An 18,864-nucleotide genomic window follows, 5' to 3' on the forward strand; every position below is an offset into this window, starting at 1 on the left:
GTCCCGGTATGCCGCCACCGCCTCGGCGGCCCGGCCCAGCGACCGCAGCCGGCCGGCCAGGTTGGCCAGGGTGGTCGCCTGATCCAGTCGGTCACCGGCCAGCTCCTTGGCCCGAAGCACCTCGGTCAGCAGGTCGAGCGCCTCCGCGTCGCGCTCCGGCGGCATCAGGTTGGTCAGGTCGTTGGTGGCCCGGGCCCAGCCCTGCTCGTTGTTGTTCTCGCGGTAGAGCGCGGCGGCCCGACGCATCAGCAGCATCGCCACCGAACGGGCCCCGTCCTCCACCGGGCTCCGGTCGAGCGGCAGACCGAGGCGCGGCAGCAGCCCGATCAGCCGGAGCAGCTCACCGCCGCTGACCGGTCCGAGTTCCCCGGTGGCGAGCTGGCCGAAGAAGCCGCCGAGGGTGTGCAGTTGGGCCGCCTGGGCGGTCTGGTGGCCGGTGCGTACCGCGATCGACCAGGCGCGTTCGTAGGCGGTCACCGCCGCCGGCAGGTCGCCCAGTTCCGCGTACAGGTTTCCGAGACCGGCCTGGATCGACCCCTCGGCGAGGGTGCCGTGCGGACCAGGGGCCCGACGGACCAGGGTCAGGGCCTGCTGGAGGTCGGCGAGGGCGCGGTGGCGGTGGCCGATCGTGGCCCGCACCCGGGCCCGTGCGGTGTACGTCTCGGCCAGGAGGAGTTCCCTGCCGTCCGGTGCGGTGCCCCATGCGTCGATCAGCCGGTCGTAGCCGGTCAGCGCCGCACGAAGTTCACCCCGCTGCCGATGGACTCCGGCGAGGATCGTCGCCGCCGCCAGGGTGTCGACCTCCGCGTCGGACCGGGCCGCGAAGATCCCTTGGGCGGTGCGGGCCCGGTCGAGCGCCCGGTCGAGGTCCCCACCGGCCCAGCTGACCAGCGCATCGGCCAGCGTCAGCCGGGCCAGGGTGTACTCGTTCTCCGTTGGCAGCCGGCAGGCCAACACCACCCAGCGGCGGGCCCGGTCGATCTCCTCGGCCGGAACGTTGATGCCGAGCGGGGCCGGAGCGCGTTGCGGGATGGCCGGGCCGACCATCGCGGACGTGCCGGCATAGGCCCGGCGGGCCGCGTCGAAGGCTGTCGTGTCGATCAGATAGCGCGCGCTCGGCTCGACGGCCACCTGCGCGCTGCCCGATGACGCGTCCGCTTCCGGGGGATGGCGCCGGCCGCCGTCGGGCAGCCCGGCGACCGCGAGCTCCACCAGGCGCTCGGCCGGAGCCAGCGCCCTGGTCGTGTCACCCCGGCTCAGCAGCCGGTAGACCACCGCGTTGAGCAGCGCCGCCGCGATCTCGACGGCGCCCTTGCCGACCCAGCGGTCCACGGCTCGGCCGACGCGCCGCAGCACGTCGTCCACCGCCACCCCGTACTCAAGGGCGCCCCGGAGCTCCTCCGGGCTGAGGTCCGGATCCCGGTCGAGCGCAGCCCTCACCCGCAGCGCCACAGCCTTACCGGGATCGGGTGGCGGCGGTGGGGAGAGCCGGATCTCGTCGACGATGGCCCGGATCAGGGCCGCCTGCGGGTCGGTCAGCTTCGCCGTCAGGGCCGCGACGTCGATCCGACGGGGGGCACGACCGGCAGCGCGACGATCGGTGCGGCGGCCGGCAAGCCTCTCGGTGGAGTTCGCGAGTCCGTCGACGACGATGGCGCCCACCGCCGCGAGCAGCGGCCCGGCGCCGGGGAGACCGACGCTGGCCTCCAGCCACGTCCGAATCTCCTTCAGCGCGACAGGGTGCCCATGGGCGGCTCCCGCGACGGTCCGGACGAGCTCGCGGTGCCGTTGCCGGGCGTCGTACAGCGCCGCCGGCAGGTCCGCCGGAGTCGCCAGCAGGCGGGCCCGCCCGGCCAGGGCGTCCGAGGCGTGGCCGACGATCCGGGCGTCGGTGTCGTCAAGGCCGGCGACGAGCCGGTCCGGATCGCGGACCCCGTCGGCCATCGCCCGTAGGGTAGCCACCAGCCGCGTCCACTCCGGGCTCTGTTCCCGCAGGTCCAGGTACTCGTCCAGGGCGCGGCGGGCCCGGTCGTCGCCGCCGACGGCGGCGACCAGGGTGGCGATCGCCGGCTCCCAGCGGCGCAGCATCCTGTTGGCATACCGGCTCAGCCGCGCCGCCGCCCCCCCGCGCAGCGTCGGCACCAGTTCGGCGAGGATCGCGCCGAGCGCTTCGGCGTCGAGGCCGAACTCCGACGCCAAGGCTACGAACTCGACCCCGTCCACCCGCTCCACCTCGGCGACCAGCCATTCGACGCACACCCCGTCGAGCAGGTCGTCGCCGGGCACGCGGGCCACGATCTCACTGACCGTCGCTTCGAGTTCGGCCTCGTCGTCGGTGAGCCGGTGCACCACTGCGGCGGCGAGCCCGTGCGCCAGCCGCTGTGCCGCCGCTGGTCCGGGCAGGTAGTCGGCGAGGTGCCGGTGTGCGGTGGCGACCGTGTGCCGGTCCGGATACCGGTAGGCCAGTGCGAGGGTGGCCAGTTGCAGCTCGACGGCCGCTTCCCGATCTCCCCGCGCCCAGGCGACCGTGCCCCGGCTGCCGAGCACCCCGGTCAGACCGGGCCCGTCGTCGGCGTCGGTGAAGACCTCCTGGCAGTAGAGCAGCACGGTGTCGGCGGCATCGAGTTCACCGACCGCCCGCAGCGCGATCGATCGGCTGAGCTGTGCCCGGGCGACCTCGACCGGTGACGCCTCTCGGGCGTCGAGGAGGGCCAGATGCAGGTCGCTGAAGCCGAGCGCGGCACGCCACTCCTCCAGGGCGACGGCGGTGCTGCGGCCGACGTCCAGCAGCACCTCCCGTACCTCGCCACCGCTGACAACCTCGTCGGCCCCGCCGTCAGCCCCGTGAACGGCCCCGTCGGCAGCCGAGGCGGGATCGGGTAGTTCACCCAGGAGCTCCACGATTCGGGGCAGGGCCTCGTCGTGGCGGCCCAACCTGTGTAGCAGGCGCAGGTGCTGCACCTCGGCGGCGCGTTGGCTCCACGGCCCGACCGGTGCCTCACCGGCCAGGTCACGGCTCTGCTCGTTGACGGCGAACGCGGCCCGGAACCGACCGAGCCGGATCAGCACCTCGGTCAGGTTGAGGCTCGCCTCGAAGGCGCCGCGCAGGTCCGCGTCGCGTAGCCGGTCGGCGAGCAGCTCACGCAGCATCTGCTCCAGCGCCGGCAGCGGCAACTCGTTCAGCAGACGCCGCAGCTCCTCCGGGCCGGGCCCGTCGTTTCCGCCCTGCCCGGCGTCCCTGCTGCTGGCCATCTGGCTCCCTCCGGTGGCGGGCGGTCAATCGACGACGACATGCACCGCACCACCGGCGGCGAGGGCCAGCAGTCGGTCGAGCCGGGTGCTGGGGACGGCCACCACCAGGGGGCGCGGATCGCGGTCGATCCGGTCGAGTACCAGTACGTCGACGAAGCGCTCCGGAGGTGCCGCCGGCCCCGTCTCCGGTGCCGCCGGAACCGCCACCAGAGTCACCCGCTCGCCCCGCCCGATCCGATCGGCCAGGCCGGTGGCGGGCACCGCCACGACGGTGCGGCCAGCCAGCGCCCCGCCGGGCAGCTTCGGCCCCAGTTCCCGGGTACGCAGCGGCCGGCCCTTCGCCACGGCACGAACGGTGTAGCGACCGAGGAGCTCGTCGAGCTCCTTCCTGCCCGGCCGTCCCCGCACGTCGGCGGCGGCCAGCACGTGGAACGCCGGCAACGCCCGGGCGGCCACCGGGGTGCCACCGGCACGGCTCGCGGCGACGACGGCCGCCCCGCCCCCGAGCAGCAGGACGACCACGAGCGCGACCGCCCGCACCGGAAAGAGCCGGCGCCGACCCGCGGTACCCGGCGCGGCACCGGCCGACGGAGCGCTCGCGGCCGACGGGGTGGCCGTTTCCGGCTGCTGCGCCACCCCGGGCGACACGGTGGACGCCGGTCGGCTCGACCCGGTGAGCTCCGCCGACTCCGCCTGCTCGACCGACTGCGGATACCGCAGGGCAGACGCGCGGTCACTGTCCGGCCAGCCGGAATACCAGACCTTGCCGAGCTGGCGCCACTGCTCCCGCTCCGCTCCGAAGCTCGGTGGCAGCTCCAGCCGCATCGCCTCCAGCAACGCGAACCGGTGCACGTCGAACGCGGTCCGGACCAGCTGCGCGTACGGCACTGCCGCCCGCGCCGCCGCCCGGTAGCCCAGCAGCGCGACGCCGATTCCGCCCCACACGCAGGCGACGGCGCCGTACCAGGGCAGGAGTGCCGCGGCGAGCCCGCCACCGAGCAGTGCGAAGACAGCGCCCAGGACACTGATGGTCGCCGCCGCCTCCAGACTGGTGGCCGCGCCGGAGAAGGCGGCGACGAACTGCTCGGGCAGCACCACGTAGAGCCTCGGCCAGGCCGCCGTCCCATCCAGGCCGTACCGGTCGGCGTGCTCCTCGGCGGCGCGCAGCACGTTGCCGAGCCGGGTGGGCAGCACCCGGTCCGCCCGACGCGGATAGCCGAGGAAGAGCATCGGGTCCCCGGCCGTCCGACCGGCGTGCACCCGCTGGTGGCGGGCGGTCAGCTGCCGACCGAGCCAGGTCAGGCCGGGCAGCGCCGGCCAGTAGCCGCTGAACAGCCGGATCAGGCCGGTGCGCCAGGCGGTCAGCAGTTGTCCGAGCAGGATGGTCAGCAGGGCCAGCGCGATGACCAGGGCGGCGCTGCCCTCGGCGCCGAGCCCGCTCCACCAGGTGCGGGCCGTCCCCCACCCGACCCCGGCCACGACCACCGTGCCCAGCGTGCCGACGAACGCCAGCAGCGGTAGCCACACCGCGGTCAGCTGGCGACGGTCCAGCAGCGCGGTCGCGGACTCGAAGAGGGCGCCCACCGTCACCGCCAGTCCGGTTCGAGCCGGTGCCCGCCGGCCGCGCAGTCCCGGTCCGGCTCCGGGAACTCGTCGAGGGCGTTGAGGGCTCCGCAGTACGCGCAGAAGATCCGGATCGGGGCCGTCGGGGGCCGTAACCGCCCGGCCAGGAGCGGATCACCCATGACACCCGGATCCGGGGGCGCCAGCACGTCGGTGCCGTACGCCGCCCACTTGTCGCCGTCCAACTGCCGCAACAGCTGTTCCCCGAGCGCCTCGGCGGGAACGACGCCAACCGGACGCCCGGAGTCGTCGGCCACCACCAGCGCCGGGAGGTGCTCGTCCAGCAGCCGGAAAAGGGCATTCGACGTCAACAGCTCGTCCACCGGCGTCGACGCCGCGACGAGCAGTGCCGGACCCCGGCCGGCCGGGCCGACCACCCAGCGTGGTGTCCCCCGCTCGTCGACCCCCAGGGTCAGCTCGTCGGTCCGTTCCGGCGGCGTCGAGTCCGCCTCGACGACACGATGGTCGGTGCGCGTCAGATCCCGTGCGGACAGGCTCACACTCACGCTCCCGGTTCTTTCCTGCTCGGCCGGTCGGGTCCATGGTCCACAGGTCGAGGGCTGTCCCGCCCCGTCGGCCGTTCGTCGCGTCCCACCCGGTCAGCCCCAGTCTCCGACAAGGACGAACGGCGCCCAGAAGAAGAAGCTGCCGTACAACCGGCGACCGAGGTCGACCGGAACCCGGACACCCGTTCCGGCCAGGAAGCGGGCCCGATGCAGGACGTTCTCCACCCGCCGGCGGTCGCGGGCGGTGCCGGCCAGCGTCAGGGCCGCCTGCGCGGCGTTGGTCGCGCCGACGAAGTCCCGGGCCACCAGTCGGATCCGCGCCTCGGCGAGGGCGAGCCGCGACGCCGCCGGATGGTCGGCCCCGGCGCTGTCGCGGGCCTGCCCGACGTAGGCGAGGACGTCTGCGATGGTCCGGCGGCGCAACCACGACTGGGCCCGGTGCAGCGCCACCACGGCCGGCGGCCCGTCGCCGAGGCCCCGGTAGAACTCGTCGAGCAGCATCGCGGTGGAGAGTTCGTCGACCTTCCAGAGGCTCACCAGCACGGCCGGCGAACCGGCGTAGAGCAGGGCCCGGATCAGGCCGAGCATCTCGTCCCCGGGCCGAGTGTCGGAGACACCGGTACGACACGCGGCCAGCACCACCAGCGTCCCGGTCAGTCGCATCCCCAACATGTCGGTGGCGGTGAGGCGACCGTCGGCCAGCTCGACGCCGGAGCCCATGGGCGCCTCCGGATCGAACACGCCGTGCGCGCCCACGTGCAGGATCCCCGGTGGTGGTCGGTGGCCGGTGTCGGCGGTCACCGCGTCCGGGGTCGGGCCGCCGAGCCGGCGCAGCAGCTCGGCCCGGCTGGCGTCGGCGCCCTGCATCCGGTCGCAGTCGAACCGTCCGGTGAGCGCGGTGGCGTGCACCTGCCCGAAGGTCAACGGTTCGGTGCCGGGCGGGTCGGCGACCACCAGCGCGGTCGACCGGGGACCACGCCGGTTGGCCTGGCAGTAGCGCAGCACCGAGGCGCTCGGCGTGTAGACCACCGGGTGCGCGTCGGCCAGTCGCGCACCCCGACAGGGCACGGCGTGCAGCGGCACCCGGTGCAGCGGCCCGTGCGGCACCAGGTAGATCCAGTCGCCGGGCCGTATCCGGTCGAAGATCGGCGCGACCAGACCGACCAGTACCGGATTGCCGAGGACGGCGGTGGCCTGCTCCAGTGCGGCCGGATCCTCGGCCACCCGGTCCAGCGCGTGCACCATCGGTACCACCAGCTTGTCGAGCTGTCCGGCGTCCACCGGCACGGTCACCAGCTCCGGCTCGGCGGACTCCGCGGTGATGAAGAAGATCAACGCCCGGTCCCCGGTGAGGTAGTACTCGACCAGGACCAGCCGCCCGACTGAGGGGTCGCGCTCCTCGGGTTGGGACTTCCGCCGGTGCATGGCTCGGCTCCCGTCGAGTAGGTGGGCGACCGCTGGCGCCTCCGCCAACTCCCCATGGTGTGGCGCGACGTACCGGGGACCAGTGTCCGACATGGCGTCGAGGGTGTGATCCTGCGAGGTGACCGACCGCGGTCGCAACGCCGCCGGCTGTCCCGTTCCCGACAACACTTCGGGACGGGCGGGGCGCCTGTGCCCCGCCCTCACCGGTACGGCGGATCTTCTACCACCTGAGTCTGGCGGGCATCCCGCATTGGAGATCGTCCTCAGTCGATTCCGACCAGGTGGCCGAGAATGATCGTTGTGGCCGCCAGCAGCGGTTCCACCCTCTTGGCCGGGCGAGGGGGCGGGGCCAGCCATGGTGTCAATCGATGACGTTCCGCCGATGGAGTCACCGGCGGCAAGCTGAGACGTGTCCCCTGGAATCGAAAGGACGCTCATGTCTGGGGTGGAGCCCGACACCTGGCAAGATCCGGACGAGATCGCTCGCCGGGTGCAGGACGGAAGACTCACCCGGCGGACCCTGCTCAAGGTGTTCGGTGTGTCGGCGGTGTCGGTCGGACTCGCGTCGACCACGGGAACGGCGAACGCGGCATCCCGCCGCTACGACTACGTCATCGTGGGGGCGGGCTCCGCCGGGTGCACGTTGGCTGCGCGACTGCTGGCGGACTCGCGGGCGAGTGTGCTGCTGACCGAGGCCGGCGGTACGAACGACCTGCCGGAGGTCCGGGACTTCACGAAGTCGGGCACGCTGACGGCGCCGGGCTCGGGGCTCATCCGGCGGCTTTCGAAGCCGCCCGCTCGGCCCTCGACCACCAGGTGGGGGCCGCACGGTGTGCGCGGCGCTGACCGGCATGCCGTACGTCCTGTTCGCACCATCGACGTGATCCGCTGTTTCGACCTGTTGGGCCGTCGTCCGCGCCCCTCGCGACAGCAGCGTGGGCCTCTTCGCCACCCTCGGCCGGCCCCGGGCGTCACCCGCACATCCCTGTGCTGCGGTGGCCGCCCGGTCGCCGTACCGGCTGCGATCGGTGACCTCGGCGGTTCTAGCCCGGCAGCCAAGCCCGGAAGTACCAGCCGTTGTATTCGCCGTTGGGCAGGGTGCGATATTCGCAGCCGTTGCTCACCTCGCCCCAGTAGCTGGCCTCGATGCGGTGGAGCTCACACTCGTCGTAGGACACGAAATAGCCGTTCCAGTCGAATGGCACGGCGGCGGCCGGGGTCGGCTGGACCGTGAAGCTGACGGCTGCTGCGGCGGCGGCGACAACCGCGAGACGGGTGAGCCGGCGGCGGCGCGGCTGGGGCATGGCGATTCCCTCCAGGGTGACGACGAACCTACCCGGCCATCATAGATCCATGATCGCCGATTTGATTATCCGCCATTCGGGCAGCCCGGACGTATGACGGGTGGCGTCCATGGCTGCCCGAGGGAGGCCGCCGATGTCCGACAGTTGCTCCTGAGCGACGTTCTGGAATGCTTCTCCCATGCCTTCCTACCCGCCCACCTTCGCCGAACAGGTCGTCGCACAGCCAGCCCAAGCCCAGTTCGAGGCGTTCCTCGACGAGCACCGCAGCGCGCTCAACGGCTGCCTGGACGGGCTGACAGAGGAGCAGGCGCGCCGATCGTTGGTTGCCTCCAAGACCACGCTGCTGGGCCTGGTGAAGCACGCGACCTTCGTCGAGAAGGTCTGGTTCGACGAAGCCGTCACGTGCCGGTCGCGCGCCGAGCTCGGCCTCCCCGCGACGCCGGACGAGTCGTTCGACCTCGGTCACGACGACACGATCGCCAGCGTTCAGCAGGCGCACCGTGAAGCCTGCGAAGCATCCCGCCAGGCGACGTCGTCCCTGGGCCTGGACGACATCCTGCACGGGAACCGGCGGGGCCCGCTTCCGCTGCGGTGGGTGTATCTCCACGTGCTGCGCGAGCTCGCCCAGCACTGCGGGCACGCCGACATCCTTCGCGAGCAGCTCATCGACGAGTAGCGCGTGGAGGCCCGCCCGTGCCGCTGCCCGCGCCCGTTCGGCGTCGGGGTCGTGCCGATGACGGGCCTCCGGGTGTCGCGGGCACGGTGTGCGAGTCGCGCGACGACCTTGGGCGTGGCTCGCACACCGTGCACCTGGCGGCAGCGGGCGTGGTCACGCGGTGGTGAAGTCGGCCATCATGGCCATGTCCTCGTGTTCCAGGTTGTGGCAGTGCAGCATGAAGGTCCCGGCATGGTCGGTGAACCGGACGGCGATCTCGACCGCCTCGGACGGGCGTACGTCGACGGTGTCCTTCCAACCGGCGTCGTACGGGCCGGGCGCCCGGTTGTTGCGGCTGATCACCTGGAACGGGTCCAGGTGCACGTGCACCGGGTGGTGGAAGTCGCTGACCAGTCGCCAGACCTCGGTGGTGCCGAGGCGCGGCCGGGCCAGCGGGCGGCCGGGGCGGTAGGGCTGGCCGTTGATGGTCCATCCGTGGTCGGGGCGGAGCTGGAAGTGGAACGTCCGCGTCGCTGCGGCTCTCGCCGGGTCGAGGCGCTCGATGTGGCTGAGCCGCTCGGGCAGGCCCGGGTCGTCGTGGGTCAGGCCGGTGACGTCGAAGGCCATGACGTGGGCCGTGCGGCCGGTGCCGAGGCGGTTCACCAGCCGTACGCGGGTGCCGGGACGGTAGCGGGAGAAGTTGACGACCACGTCGAAGCGTTCGGCGGGTGCGACGTCGATGGTGTGGTGGGTCAGCGGGCGGTGCAGCAGACCGCCGTCGCCGCCGATCTGCACCAGGCCGCCGTCGGGTGCCGGCGGGTCGAGGGCCAGCCGGTACCGCCGGGCGTTGGAGGCGTTGAGCAGCCGCAGCCGGTATCGGGCCCGGTCCGTCCTCAGCACCGGCCAGGGCGCGCCGTTGACCAGGATGACGTCGCCGAGCACTCCGTTCATGTACGGCTCGGTGACGCCGGGCGCGTGCAGGTTCGGGTCGGCCAGCGGGTAGCGCAGCGACCCGTCCGCGGCGAACGACCGGTCGGTGATCATGATCGGCAGGTCGCGGTCGCCGGTCGGTAGCCGCAGCCCGTCCTCCTCGTCGTCGTGCACGAGGTGGAAGCCGGCCAGCCCTCGCCAGACCGCCACGCCGGTGTGCCCGTGCCGGTGGTCGTGGTACCAGAGCGTCGCGGCGCGCTGCCGCATCGGGTACGTGTAGTCCCGCTCGCCGACGGTGGTCCGTCCCGGTGCGGGGCCGCCGTGGTGCTGGCCGGCCTGCGCCGGGATGGTTCCTCCCGCCGGCATGACGAGGTCGGCGGGGTAGCCGTCGCTGTCGGCGGGGGTGTGCCCGCCGTGCAGGTGGACGACGGTCGGGTGGGGTAGTGCGTTGCGGTGCCGCACGACGGTGCGCCGGCCGGCGCGGGAGCGGATCGTCGGACCGGGGAAGCTGCCGTGGTACGTCCAGGCCTCGCTGGGCAGCCCCGGCAGGATGCTGAGCGTCGCCGGCCGCTGGGTGATCTCGTAGTGGTCCGTCGTGGCGTCGGCCCGTACCGGCGCGAGCACCGGAGGAACGGGCAGCGGCACCTGGTAGGGGCGGGGCAGTGGCGCCTCGCTGGGCAGCAGCCGGCCCGGTTCGCCGGGGCCGTGCAGGCCGCTGCGGGCGAGCCAGCCACCGCCGGTGAACGCCGCCACGGTGGCCGCGCTCGCGCCGAGGAGTCGCCGGCGGGTGATTCGTGGGCTCATGCGGCCTCCTCCGCAGTGGCGGTGGCGATCGGGGTGCGCGGTGGCGTCGGGGCCGACTGGGCGGGTGGCGCGCCCCATGCCCTGACGAGCAGCAGCGCCACGCCCACGGCGAGTCCGACGGCGAGGGGCATGTGGACGGTCAGGATCCGCTGCTCGCCGAGCAGGGCCAGGGCGCCGGTGATCAGGAACTGGATCAGGCTCTCCCGGACCGGCCAGGACGGGCCCCTGCTGGACCGCCACCACCAGACGGCGGCGACGCACTGCGCGAACAGGGTGAGCGCCAGCAGGACTCCGGTGAAGCTGTGGGCGGCGAGGGCGTCGTAGTGTCCGGAGAGGAACCCGCCGGCGAGGGCCGCCTGGCCGAGGACGAGGAGTGCCGCGACGGTGGCCGTGGCGCGGAAGAGCAGCCACGACCAGGATCGTGCGGCGTCCGGGGCGGGTCGGGGCTCGCGGTGGCCGGTGGTCGCCATGTCGGCCCTCACTTCTCCGGGAAGCCGGCGGCGGCCGGCTGCCGGTTCTGGCGTACGCCGCGACGCCAGACGTCCACGACGGCGCCGACGGCCGTGATGTCGGTGGTCGGGTCGCCGTCGACGAGGAGCAGGTCGGCGCGGAGGCCGGGCGCGACGCGGCCGCGGTCGGTCAGGCCGAAGTGCCGGGCCGGGACGCTCGTGGCCGCCGCGAGGGCTTCGGCGTTGGTCAGCCCGGCCTTGACCAGCAGCGCCAGCTCGTGGTGCATGGCGGTGCCGTGCTGCGGGGCGAAGGGGGTGGCGTCGGTGCCCGCCAGCAGCGTGACGCCGGCCCGGTGCAGCACGCCGGCGGCGTGCACCGCGTTGGCGGCGCTGCCTGCGGCGGCGTGGTCCAGGGCGGCGCCCTGGCTGATCGCGTCGAAGTACGCGAGCGTGGTGACCACGAAGACGCCGTCGCCGGCGATCCGCTCCGCGAGTCGCCAGCCGGTCGGATCGTCCGACCCGGCGTCGGCGTAGACGTGCGCGAGCCCGTCAACACCCGCGTCGAGGGCGATGGTCACCTCCCGGGTCGTGATGGCGTGTGCGATCGCGGTCAGGCCGGCGGCGTGTGCCGCCTCGACGAGGGCGGACACGACGTCGGGGGAGAGCACGGGCAGGTTCTCGCCGTGCATGGCCCCGTCGTCGACGACGATCTTGATGTAGTCGGCGCCCTCGGCGACCCGGGCCGCGACGAACGGCGCGGCGTCCGCCACCCGCGCGACGGTGGGGAACGGGCCGGCGGCGTCACCGAGCGCCGCCAGCGCCTGCGGGTCGAGGCCGGTCATCAGTTGGCTCGGGTGCCCACCCGGGGCCGTGGCGAGCAGGCCGCAGCTACGCAGGTCGGCCACGTCGTCGCGGTCGGCGGCCAGCCGGCGCTGGCGGGCCAGGTTGTCCGGCAGGCAGAACATGTCCAGCTCGGTGGTGACGCCGGCGGCCAGGGCCTGGGCGAGGCTGCCGTCGAAGGTGTGGGTGTGGGCGTCGATCAGGCCGGGCAGCAGGGTGCGCCCGGCGCCGTCGATCCGCAGGTCGACCGGTCGACCGTCCGGCTCGACGATCCGGTCGCCGTCGACGAACACGTCGGCGCGTTCCACGGTGCGCTGCCCGTCGAACACCCGCACGTCACGGATCACGGTACGCATTGCGGCCTCCAGGTGGTCGGAGTGGCTCGGCCGGAACGGATCGTCCCGACCTGGCAACCAGGAGGGCGTGCGCGTCGCCGACTGTGACGCCGGCGTGCTCCGGTGCGTCATGGATCACATTCCGGTGCGGGCATGTCACACCTCGGGCGGCGGCGCTCTCTGAGGGGGTGGATCCGACCGGAGGTGACACCCGTGTCCGACGACGAGCAGCCGGCGTCGAGCGCCGACCCGACCACGACCTTCCTCGCCCACCGGGAACTGCTCTTCTCGGTGGTGTACGCGATGCTGGGCAGCGTCGCCGACACCGACGACGTGCTGCAGGAGACGTGGCTGGCCTGGGCGGCCAGGAACCGGGCCGTCGGCGCGTCGATCGAGAATCCGCGTGCCTACCTGACGCGGGTCGCCGTCAACCAGGCCCTCGCCCAGCGCGTGGCCCTGGACCGGCGTCGCGAGACGTACGTCGGCCAGTGGCTGCCCGAGCCGGTGGCCACCCCGCCCGCCGCCGAGGGCGACGCGGCCGATGCCGTCCTGCGCGCCGAGTCGTCGTCGATGGCGTTGCTGGTGGTGCTGGAGACCCTCACCAGCGCCGAGCGGGCCGTCTTCGTCCTGCACGAGGTGTTCGGCTATCCGCACACGGAGATCGCCACCGTCATCGGCCGGTCGCCGGCGGCGGTGCGTCAACTCGCCCACCGGGCGCGTGAGCACGTGCAGGCCCGCCGCCCCCGCTTCGCGCCCGACGCCCGACTCCAGCAACAGGTGACCGAGCGGTTCCTGGCCGCCGCCCTCGGCGGTGACCTGCGGGAATTGTTGGCCGTCCTCGCCCCGGACGTCACCCTGTGGACGGACGGCGGCGGCAAGGGGCCCGCCACCAGCCTGCACCCGGTGCGCGGGCGCGACGAGGTGGCCCGGCTGCTCGTCGCGGTTGCCGCCAACGTGCCGGCGGGAGCCGACATCCGCTACCGGCCGGTCAACGGCGACCCCGCCGCGATCCTGTTCGAGCGCGGCGTCCCGTTCGCGGTCCTCGTGCTCGACCTCGACCACGAGCGGGACACGGTCCGCCGGGTCTTCTCCGTCACCAACCCCGACAAGCTCTCCCGGGTCGGCGGATGAGGCACCAGATCGCGAGCCGGCCCTGATGCCGCATGGCGGTGGCGTGTTGCCCGCCATCGGATGACCCGACGACCTTCTGCGCGAGTGGGCAGACCGGAAAGCCGGGGTGGCGGAGCTACCGGGCGGGCGTGGCCCCTGGTGCGGCGGGGAGCGGGGCGGGTCGTCGGCGGGGTGATGCGGCCAGCGCCAGCGCCAGCACCGCGCAGACCAGCCCGACCGTGAAGAAGAGAAGGAGTGCCGGTTGACCGAGCCATTCCCAGACGGGATGCCACGTGGGGTGCGGCTCGCGGAGGTGATGGCGCGACAGCGCCGGTGCGGACAGCGCGACGGGTGCCCACCACGCGAGGAGGGTGGTGGTGAAGAGGGCGGTGACGACGCCCCGCGCCGGGTGGTCCGCAGCGGTGCGGCGGCTGGCCCAACCGACGACCAGCCAGCCGAGGCCGGCGCCGAGCAGGCCGGCGACGATCGCGGCGGGGACGACGCCGGGCGGAGTGCCCCGCCGCATCGTCGCCGACAGGTGGCTGCGGCTGAGGTCCGCCGGTGCGGGCTGGCTCCTCACCTCCACGTCGAGGACGGTGTCGGCGCGGCGGGCGACCACCGTGGTGATCTCGTGGACCGCCGCGCACCGCGTGCCGGCGCAGGTCGGGTCGGTGCGACGCGTCGGGCCGTACACCAGCCGCCAGCCGCCCTCGCGCAACCGACCGTCGAGGGCGGCGAGTGTCCGGTCCGGAGTCGTCGGTGGTACGCCCGCCGCGCTGGCGCTGACCTCCGCCTGCTGGTATTCGCCGCCGTCCCCGAACAGCAGGTTGTCGATGTTCCGTAGCCCGAGTGGTCGGCTGTAGAAGGTGAGGTGCGCCTCGGCGAGCTGTACGTCGTCGAAGTGCTGACCCGGGAACAGGGCGGCGCGGGTGGCGACGACCTCGGCGCGGGTCGGTTGGGGGCGGGCGGTCTCCCAGGTGGCCCGGGTGGCGAGTGCGGCGGTGGACAGGCCGCAGACGACGGCGGCCAGGGCAGCCCAGACGGAGGCGGTTCGGCCGGCCGGGAGCAGCCACCGCCGGTGGCGGCGGGCGAGGCGGTTGGTCCGCAGCACGGCTGCTTCCTTTGGTCGTACTGGCCTGGCCCGGCCCGGCGCGGGCGGAGCGTGCGCGGCCGGGTTGCGGCGAGGACAGCCGAGCGGCAGGCTGGAGGCCTTCGGCCCCTAGTTCGTGAAGTCCGCCTTGTGGTCCACCGCCCACTCGGCGAAGGTCCGCATCGGCTTGCCGAGGACCCGCTCGGCCGTGCGGTCGATCTCGGCAGGCCCTTCCAGGGCCTCCACGTAATAGCGGATCCTGTCCTCGACGATTCCCGACGTGGCCTCCCGGTCGACCACCCCGTCCTGCACCAGCTCCTGGATGCGGGAGCTGAACCGTTCGCGGAGCACGGCGCGCGCGTCGTCGCCCGTGATGTCCTCGAACGCCACGTCGCGGCCGATCGCCTGACCGATGAGGGCGAGCTGCTCCGCCTGGCTGATGCTCTCACCGCCGGTGATGTGGTACTTCGCCCCGGCGTGCCCCTCCTGGAGCAGGGCCACGGTGCTCACTTCGGCGATGTCCCGTTCGTGGATGGGGGAGACGTGGGAGTGCGCGTAGAGGAGCCGCACCGGCTCGCCGTTCCTGATGGACCGGGCCCACTGCAGGGAGTTCGCGGCGAACGTGCCCGGCCGCACGAACGTCCAGGCCAGGCCGGACTGCTCGATCGCGGCCTCCATCGTCCGATGCCACCGCGCGATCCAGTGGTCCGAATCGCGACCGGAGACGGCCCGGGAGGACAGCAGCACGGCGTGCGTGACGCCGGCAGCCTTCGCGGCCTCCATGACCCCTTGGACGCCGGCCGGCTGGGTGTACAGGAAGACCTTCTCCACGCCCTGGAGCGCCTGCTCGAACGTCTTCGGGTCGTTGAGGTCCGCCCTCCGGACCTCGACCTGCGGCGGCAGGTCGAGCGACTCGGGATTGCGGGAGGTCGCCCGGACGTCCGCTCCCGCCCGCACCAACAGGTCTACGACGTGGCGACCGACGTTGCCGGTCGCGCCAGTCACCAAGATCGTCAAAGTCCCCCCAGGTGGCCTGTCCCGTGCTCGTGCACCCACTGCGCGCGGGGGCCGGCCGCCGGCCCGCTCGACGCCGTCTGCCGTCTCGACCGCTGCGCCGAGGCGCTCAAGAATACCGTCGATGCCTCCCGGCGGGAGCCCTGCATCCCTGGCCGCACAGATCCTCCGCGCCGGATGCTCGGCGGATTCCATCCACGTCGATCATCGTTCACAGTGGACCCCGGCCTGTCAGGAAGTCTTGGGGAGAACGATGACGAAGACCGATGTGGTGATCGCGGGCGCCGGGCCGACGGGGCTGATGCTGGCCTGCGAACTGCGGCTGAGCGGTGTCGAGGTGACGGTGCTGGACCGGCTCGACGGCCGCTCCGGCGAGTCACGCGCCGGCGGCATACACGCTCGCACGCTGGAGGTGCTGGACCAGCGGGGCATCCTCGAGCCGTTCCTCGCCGCCGGCAGATCGACGCCGAACGGGCTCTTCGCGAAGCAACTGCTGGACCTCACCCGACTCGAGACACGCTACCCGTTCTCGCTGATGCTGTTGCAGGCCAGGACCGAGGCGCTGCTCGAACAGCGCGCCGCCGAACTCGGCGTGCGGGTGCGCTGGTCGTCGGAGGTGGCCGGGCTGCGCCAGGACGGAACCGGGGTGGCGATCGACGTCCGCCGGCCGGACGGATCGGTGTCGACCATGCTGGCCCAGTACCTGGTGGGCTGCGACGGGGGACGCAGCACCGTCCGCCGCCTCGCGGGAATCGGTTTCCCCGGCACCCCGGCGACGCTGACCGCCATGCTCGGTGACGTCGAACTGGCGGACCCGCCCGACGGGCCGACGGTCGTGGCGGGGGAGAAGGGCAACGTCTCCGTGCTGGGCTACGAACCGGGCTGGTACCGGGTCTTCGTCACCGATTACGACGTGGTGGGCGATCGGGAAGAGCCGATGACGTTCGAGCGGTTGCGCGACGCGACGATGCGAATTGCCGGCACAGACTTCGGCATGCACAGCCCGCACTGGCTGTCGAGCTTCGGGGACTCCACCCGGCAGGCCGAACAATTCAGGCTCGGCCGGGTGCTGCTCGCCGGCGACGCCGCCCACATCCATTTCCCGGCCGGCGGCCAGGGCATGAACCTGGGCATCCAGGACGCGGTCAACCTCGGCTGGAAACTCGCCGCGGTGGTCAACGGCCACGCGCCGGACGACCTGCTCGACACCTACCACAGCGAGCGTTCCGCCGTGGCCGCGCGGGTGCTGCACAACACGCGCGCGCAGACCGCGCTGGCCCGTCCCGGCGCGCACGCGGACGCCCTCCGCGACGTGTTCGCCGACCTCGTCGCGGTCGGCGAGGTGAACCAGATGCTCGCCGGCATGATCAGCGCGCTGGACATCCGCTACCCGCTCGGCGACGGGCACCCGCTGCTCGGCCGTCGGTTTCCCGACCTCGACCTGACCACGGCCGACGGCGACGTCCGGCTGTTCAGCCTGCTGCGCGCCGCGAGACCGGTGCTGCTCAGCCTGAACGACGACGCGCGACTCCTCGCGGACCTGACCGCCGCTTCCGCGGGATGGCACGGCCGCGTTGACGTCGTCGACGCCCGCTGCCGGGGCCGGCTCGCCGTGGCCGCCGACGGCCAACCTCCGTCGCCTGGGGCGGTTCTCATCCGTCCCGACGGGCACACCGCCTGGCTCGCGTCCACGGGGGAGGCCCCCGACCTCACGGCCCTCCGGTCCGCGCTCACCACCTGGCTCGGCCCCGCCGACGAGCCGGCCGGGCCGGACGCGTGGCCCGAGGGTGGGCGTGAGCGCGGGGAGCTGATCGAACAGGCGTGACCCAGCGACCGCTGCCCCGGGGGTGGGACCCCCGGGGCAGCGGTCGCTGTTCGGGCGGGCCGTGCCCCGGGTCGGCGGCCCCGGACCGCGTCGACGAGCGCCCCCACCATTCCGGCGGGCCCTGAAAAATCGGCAGAGGAAATGCTGATGCCGGCAGGATTAGCGCTGCGGGCGGCACTGTTATCGAGCAATGTGACTTCGAACACTATCAATTGAAGGGATGTGCGGCCGGTCGTCTCCTGGCTATCGTCTCGGATCGGGCCGTAGACCGCCCGCCCCGGCCACCCGCATCGCAGCCTGCTCAGTTTCCTCGGCGACGGGAGTGACGACGTGATCGCGAGCCTGCTTCGGGCCTGGCCGAGCGGCTTATCCCAGATGACAAGTCTCCGCTCCACAGGAGTCACGCGCACATCACCGCTTTGATTGCCCGGAGGATCCCCGCATGACTGACAGCGTTGCGTTTCCGCAGGGCCGCACCTGCCCCTACCAGCCGGCGCCGGGCTACCAGCCGTTGGCCGACCAGCGGCCACTCGCCCAGGTCTCCCTCTACGACGGCCGGCGCGTCTGGGCGGTCACGACTCGTGACACGGCCCGTCGCCTCCTGGTCGACCCGCGTCTCTCGAGCGACCGCACGAACCCCGCCTGGCCGATGATGTTCCCGAGCATCGCCGCCACCGTCACGGACGTACAGCAGAAGGTCATGAAGATCGTCACCGCGTTGGTGGGGGCCGACGGCCCGGTGCACAGCGCCCGGCGCAAGATGCTGATCCCCAGCTTCGCGATCAGGCGGATCAACGCCCTGCGTCCGAAGATCCAGGAGGTCGTCGACCGGCAGCTCGACCACATGATCGCCAACGGCGCTCCCGCCGACCTGATCTCGGCGTTCACGGCGCCGGTGCCCGTGACGGTGCTGTACCGACTGATGGGCATACCGGACGACGACCACGAGTTCTTCGAGAAGCTGTCGCACCAGCTCGCCACCGGCCCGAACGCCAACGAGGCGTACGACGAGCTCATGGCCTACATGGGCAGGCTGATCGCCGAGCGGCAGCGCAACCCCGGTGAGGGGGTGCTCGACGACCTCCTCGCGAAGCGCGGTGCCGCCGGCGACGACGAGGACCACGAGGATCTGGTCTCGACGCTGGTCCTCCAGGTGGCCGGCGGCCACGGCACCACCGGGACCATGATCTCGCTCGGCATGTTCACCCTGCTCCAACACCCCGAGCAGCTCGCCGAGCTGCGGGCCGACCCGTCGCTGATGCCCGTCGCGGTGGACGAGCTGTTGCGGTTCCTCTCCGTCCCCGACGGCGTGACGCGGCTGGCGACGGACGACATCGAGGTCGAGGGAACCACCATCCGCAAGAACGACGGCGTGTTCTTCATCAACCCGCTCATCAACCGAGACCCGGACGTCTACGACGCGCCGGACTCCCTGGGCTGGCACCGCACCTCCGCCCGCGACCACGTCTCGTTCGGGTTCGGTGCCCACCAGTGTCTCGGCCAGAGCCTCGCGCGCGTCACGATGGAGATCGCACTCGGCACGCTGATCGAGCGGCTGCCCGACCTGCGTCTCGCGGTTGCGGCGGAGGAGATTCCGTTCAACCCGACGGCGAGCTTCGAGGTGATTACCGAACTCCCCGTCACCTGGTAGCACGACGGGAGCGCCGGGCCGCCGCCGTACCCGCGAACGGGCCGGCGGCCG

Annotated in this window: 15 protein-coding genes; 4 read left to right on the top strand and 11 right to left on the bottom strand. The window is 73.0% G+C overall.

Annotated elements, in window-relative coordinates:
* The 6 genes from LPU43_RS24760 to LPU43_RS24785 all read right to left on the bottom strand — a co-directional run.
* Positions 1–3,252 (bottom strand): tetratricopeptide repeat protein (locus LPU43_RS24760; RefSeq protein ID WP_229402916.1); only part of this gene is annotated, 3,252 nt, incomplete at its 3' end.
* A gap of 24 nt (positions 3,253–3,276) precedes the next feature.
* Entirely contained in the window at positions 3,277–4,842 is a 1,566-nt protein-coding gene (locus tag LPU43_RS24765; protein WP_229402917.1) for a hypothetical protein, read from the bottom strand.
* Positions 4,839–5,375 carry a CBS domain-containing protein gene (locus LPU43_RS24770; RefSeq protein WP_229402918.1) on the bottom strand — a complete coding sequence of 179 codons (537 nt, stop codon included), beginning with the start codon at positions 5,373–5,375 and terminating at the stop codon, positions 4,839–4,841. Before LPU43_RS24770 ends, LPU43_RS24765 begins: the two co-directional genes overlap by 4 nt.
* Positions 5,376–5,474: 99 nt before the next feature.
* Positions 5,475–6,806, bottom strand: coding sequence for a CHAT domain-containing protein (locus tag LPU43_RS24775; RefSeq protein WP_229402919.1), 1,332 nt, complete (start codon positions 6,804–6,806; stop codon positions 5,475–5,477).
* A gap of 606 nt (positions 6,807–7,412) precedes the next feature.
* Positions 7,413–7,580 (bottom strand): hypothetical protein, encoded by a 168-nt coding sequence (locus LPU43_RS28835; protein WP_306416170.1) that lies wholly within the window; start codon positions 7,578–7,580, stop codon positions 7,413–7,415.
* A 269-nt stretch (positions 7,581–7,849) separates the two neighbouring features.
* Positions 7,850–8,110 (bottom strand): hypothetical protein, encoded by a 261-nt coding sequence (locus LPU43_RS24785; RefSeq protein ID WP_229402948.1) that lies wholly within the window; start codon positions 8,108–8,110, stop codon positions 7,850–7,852.
* Positions 8,111–8,288: 178 nt separating this feature from the next.
* Here LPU43_RS24785 and LPU43_RS24790 point away from each other — a divergent pair, with 178 nt between their 5' ends.
* Positions 8,289–8,786 (top strand): DinB family protein, encoded by a 498-nt coding sequence (locus LPU43_RS24790; protein ID WP_229402920.1) that lies wholly within the window; start codon positions 8,289–8,291, stop codon positions 8,784–8,786.
* Positions 8,787–8,939: 153 nt separating this feature from the next.
* Here LPU43_RS24790 and LPU43_RS24795 read toward each other — a convergent pair whose 3' ends face one another.
* Genes LPU43_RS24795 through LPU43_RS24805 form a run of 3 tightly spaced genes read right to left on the bottom strand, consistent with a single transcriptional unit; the run spans position 8,940 to position 12,144 of the window.
* Entirely contained in the window at positions 8,940–10,499 is a 1,560-nt protein-coding gene (locus LPU43_RS24795; RefSeq protein ID WP_229402921.1) for a multicopper oxidase family protein, read from the bottom strand.
* Complete coding sequence (locus LPU43_RS24800) at positions 10,496–10,969, bottom strand: hypothetical protein (RefSeq protein WP_229402922.1); 474 nt, start codon at positions 10,967–10,969, stop codon at positions 10,496–10,498. Before LPU43_RS24800 ends, LPU43_RS24795 begins: the two co-directional genes overlap by 4 nt.
* An 8-nt stretch (positions 10,970–10,977) precedes the next feature.
* Positions 10,978–12,144, bottom strand: coding sequence for an amidohydrolase family protein (locus tag LPU43_RS24805; RefSeq protein WP_229402923.1), 1,167 nt, complete (start codon positions 12,142–12,144; stop codon positions 10,978–10,980).
* Positions 12,145–12,336: 192 nt separating this feature from the next.
* On the opposite strand from LPU43_RS24805, the gene sigJ reads away from it, so the two are divergent.
* Entirely contained in the window at positions 12,337–13,254 is a 918-nt protein-coding gene (gene sigJ / locus LPU43_RS24810) for an RNA polymerase sigma factor SigJ (RefSeq protein ID WP_229402924.1), read from the top strand.
* A 115-nt stretch (positions 13,255–13,369) separates the two neighbouring features.
* Here the strand turns inward: sigJ and LPU43_RS24815 are convergent, their stop codons facing one another.
* Both LPU43_RS24815 and LPU43_RS24820 read right to left on the bottom strand, forming a co-directional pair.
* Positions 13,370–14,344 (bottom strand): hypothetical protein, encoded by a 975-nt coding sequence (locus LPU43_RS24815; protein ID WP_229402949.1) that lies wholly within the window; start codon positions 14,342–14,344, stop codon positions 13,370–13,372.
* 108 nt (positions 14,345–14,452) lie between these two features.
* A complete protein-coding gene (locus tag LPU43_RS24820) occupies positions 14,453–15,328 on the bottom strand; it encodes an NAD(P)H-binding protein (RefSeq protein ID WP_229402925.1) in 876 nt (291 codons plus the stop codon).
* Between the two features lie 262 nt (positions 15,329–15,590).
* Here LPU43_RS24820 and LPU43_RS24825 point away from each other — a divergent pair, with 262 nt between their 5' ends.
* Positions 15,591–17,162 (top strand): FAD-dependent monooxygenase, encoded by a 1,572-nt coding sequence (locus LPU43_RS24825; protein ID WP_229402926.1) that lies wholly within the window; start codon positions 15,591–15,593, stop codon positions 17,160–17,162.
* 442 nt (positions 17,163–17,604) lie between these two features.
* Positions 17,605–18,813 carry a cytochrome P450 gene (locus LPU43_RS24830; protein WP_229402927.1) on the top strand — a complete coding sequence of 403 codons (1,209 nt, stop codon included), beginning with the start codon at positions 17,605–17,607 and terminating at the stop codon, positions 18,811–18,813.
* Positions 18,814–18,864: the final 51 nt, after the last annotated feature.

Source organism: Micromonospora okii, from assembly GCF_020884795.1.
GTDB lineage: Bacteria > Actinomycetota > Actinomycetes > Mycobacteriales > Micromonosporaceae > Micromonospora > Micromonospora okii.

Coding starts and splice junctions, on each gene's coding strand:
- LPU43_RS24785 (WP_229402948.1), bottom strand. CDS start 8,110: ATGCCCCAGCCGCGCCGCCGCCGGCTCACCCGTCTCGCGGTTGTCGCC.
- LPU43_RS24795 (WP_229402921.1), bottom strand. CDS start 10,499: ATGAGCCCACGAATCACCCGCCGGCGACTCCTCGGCGCGAGCGCGGCC.
- LPU43_RS24775 (WP_229402919.1), bottom strand. CDS start 6,806: ATGCACCGGCGGAAGTCCCAACCCGAGGAGCGCGACCCCTCAGTCGGG.
- LPU43_RS24800 (WP_229402922.1), bottom strand. CDS start 10,969: ATGGCGACCACCGGCCACCGCGAGCCCCGACCCGCCCCGGACGCCGCA.
- LPU43_RS24825 (WP_229402926.1), top strand. CDS start 15,591: ATGACGAAGACCGATGTGGTGATCGCGGGCGCCGGGCCGACGGGGCTG.
- LPU43_RS24805 (WP_229402923.1), bottom strand. CDS start 12,144: ATGCGTACCGTGATCCGTGACGTGCGGGTGTTCGACGGGCAGCGCACC.
- LPU43_RS24830 (WP_229402927.1), top strand. CDS start 17,605: ATGACTGACAGCGTTGCGTTTCCGCAGGGCCGCACCTGCCCCTACCAG.
- LPU43_RS28835 (WP_306416170.1), bottom strand. CDS start 7,580: ATGAGCCCCGAGCCCGGCGCCGTCAGCGTGCCCGACTTCGTGAAGTCC.
- LPU43_RS24790 (WP_229402920.1), top strand. CDS start 8,289: ATGCCTTCCTACCCGCCCACCTTCGCCGAACAGGTCGTCGCACAGCCA.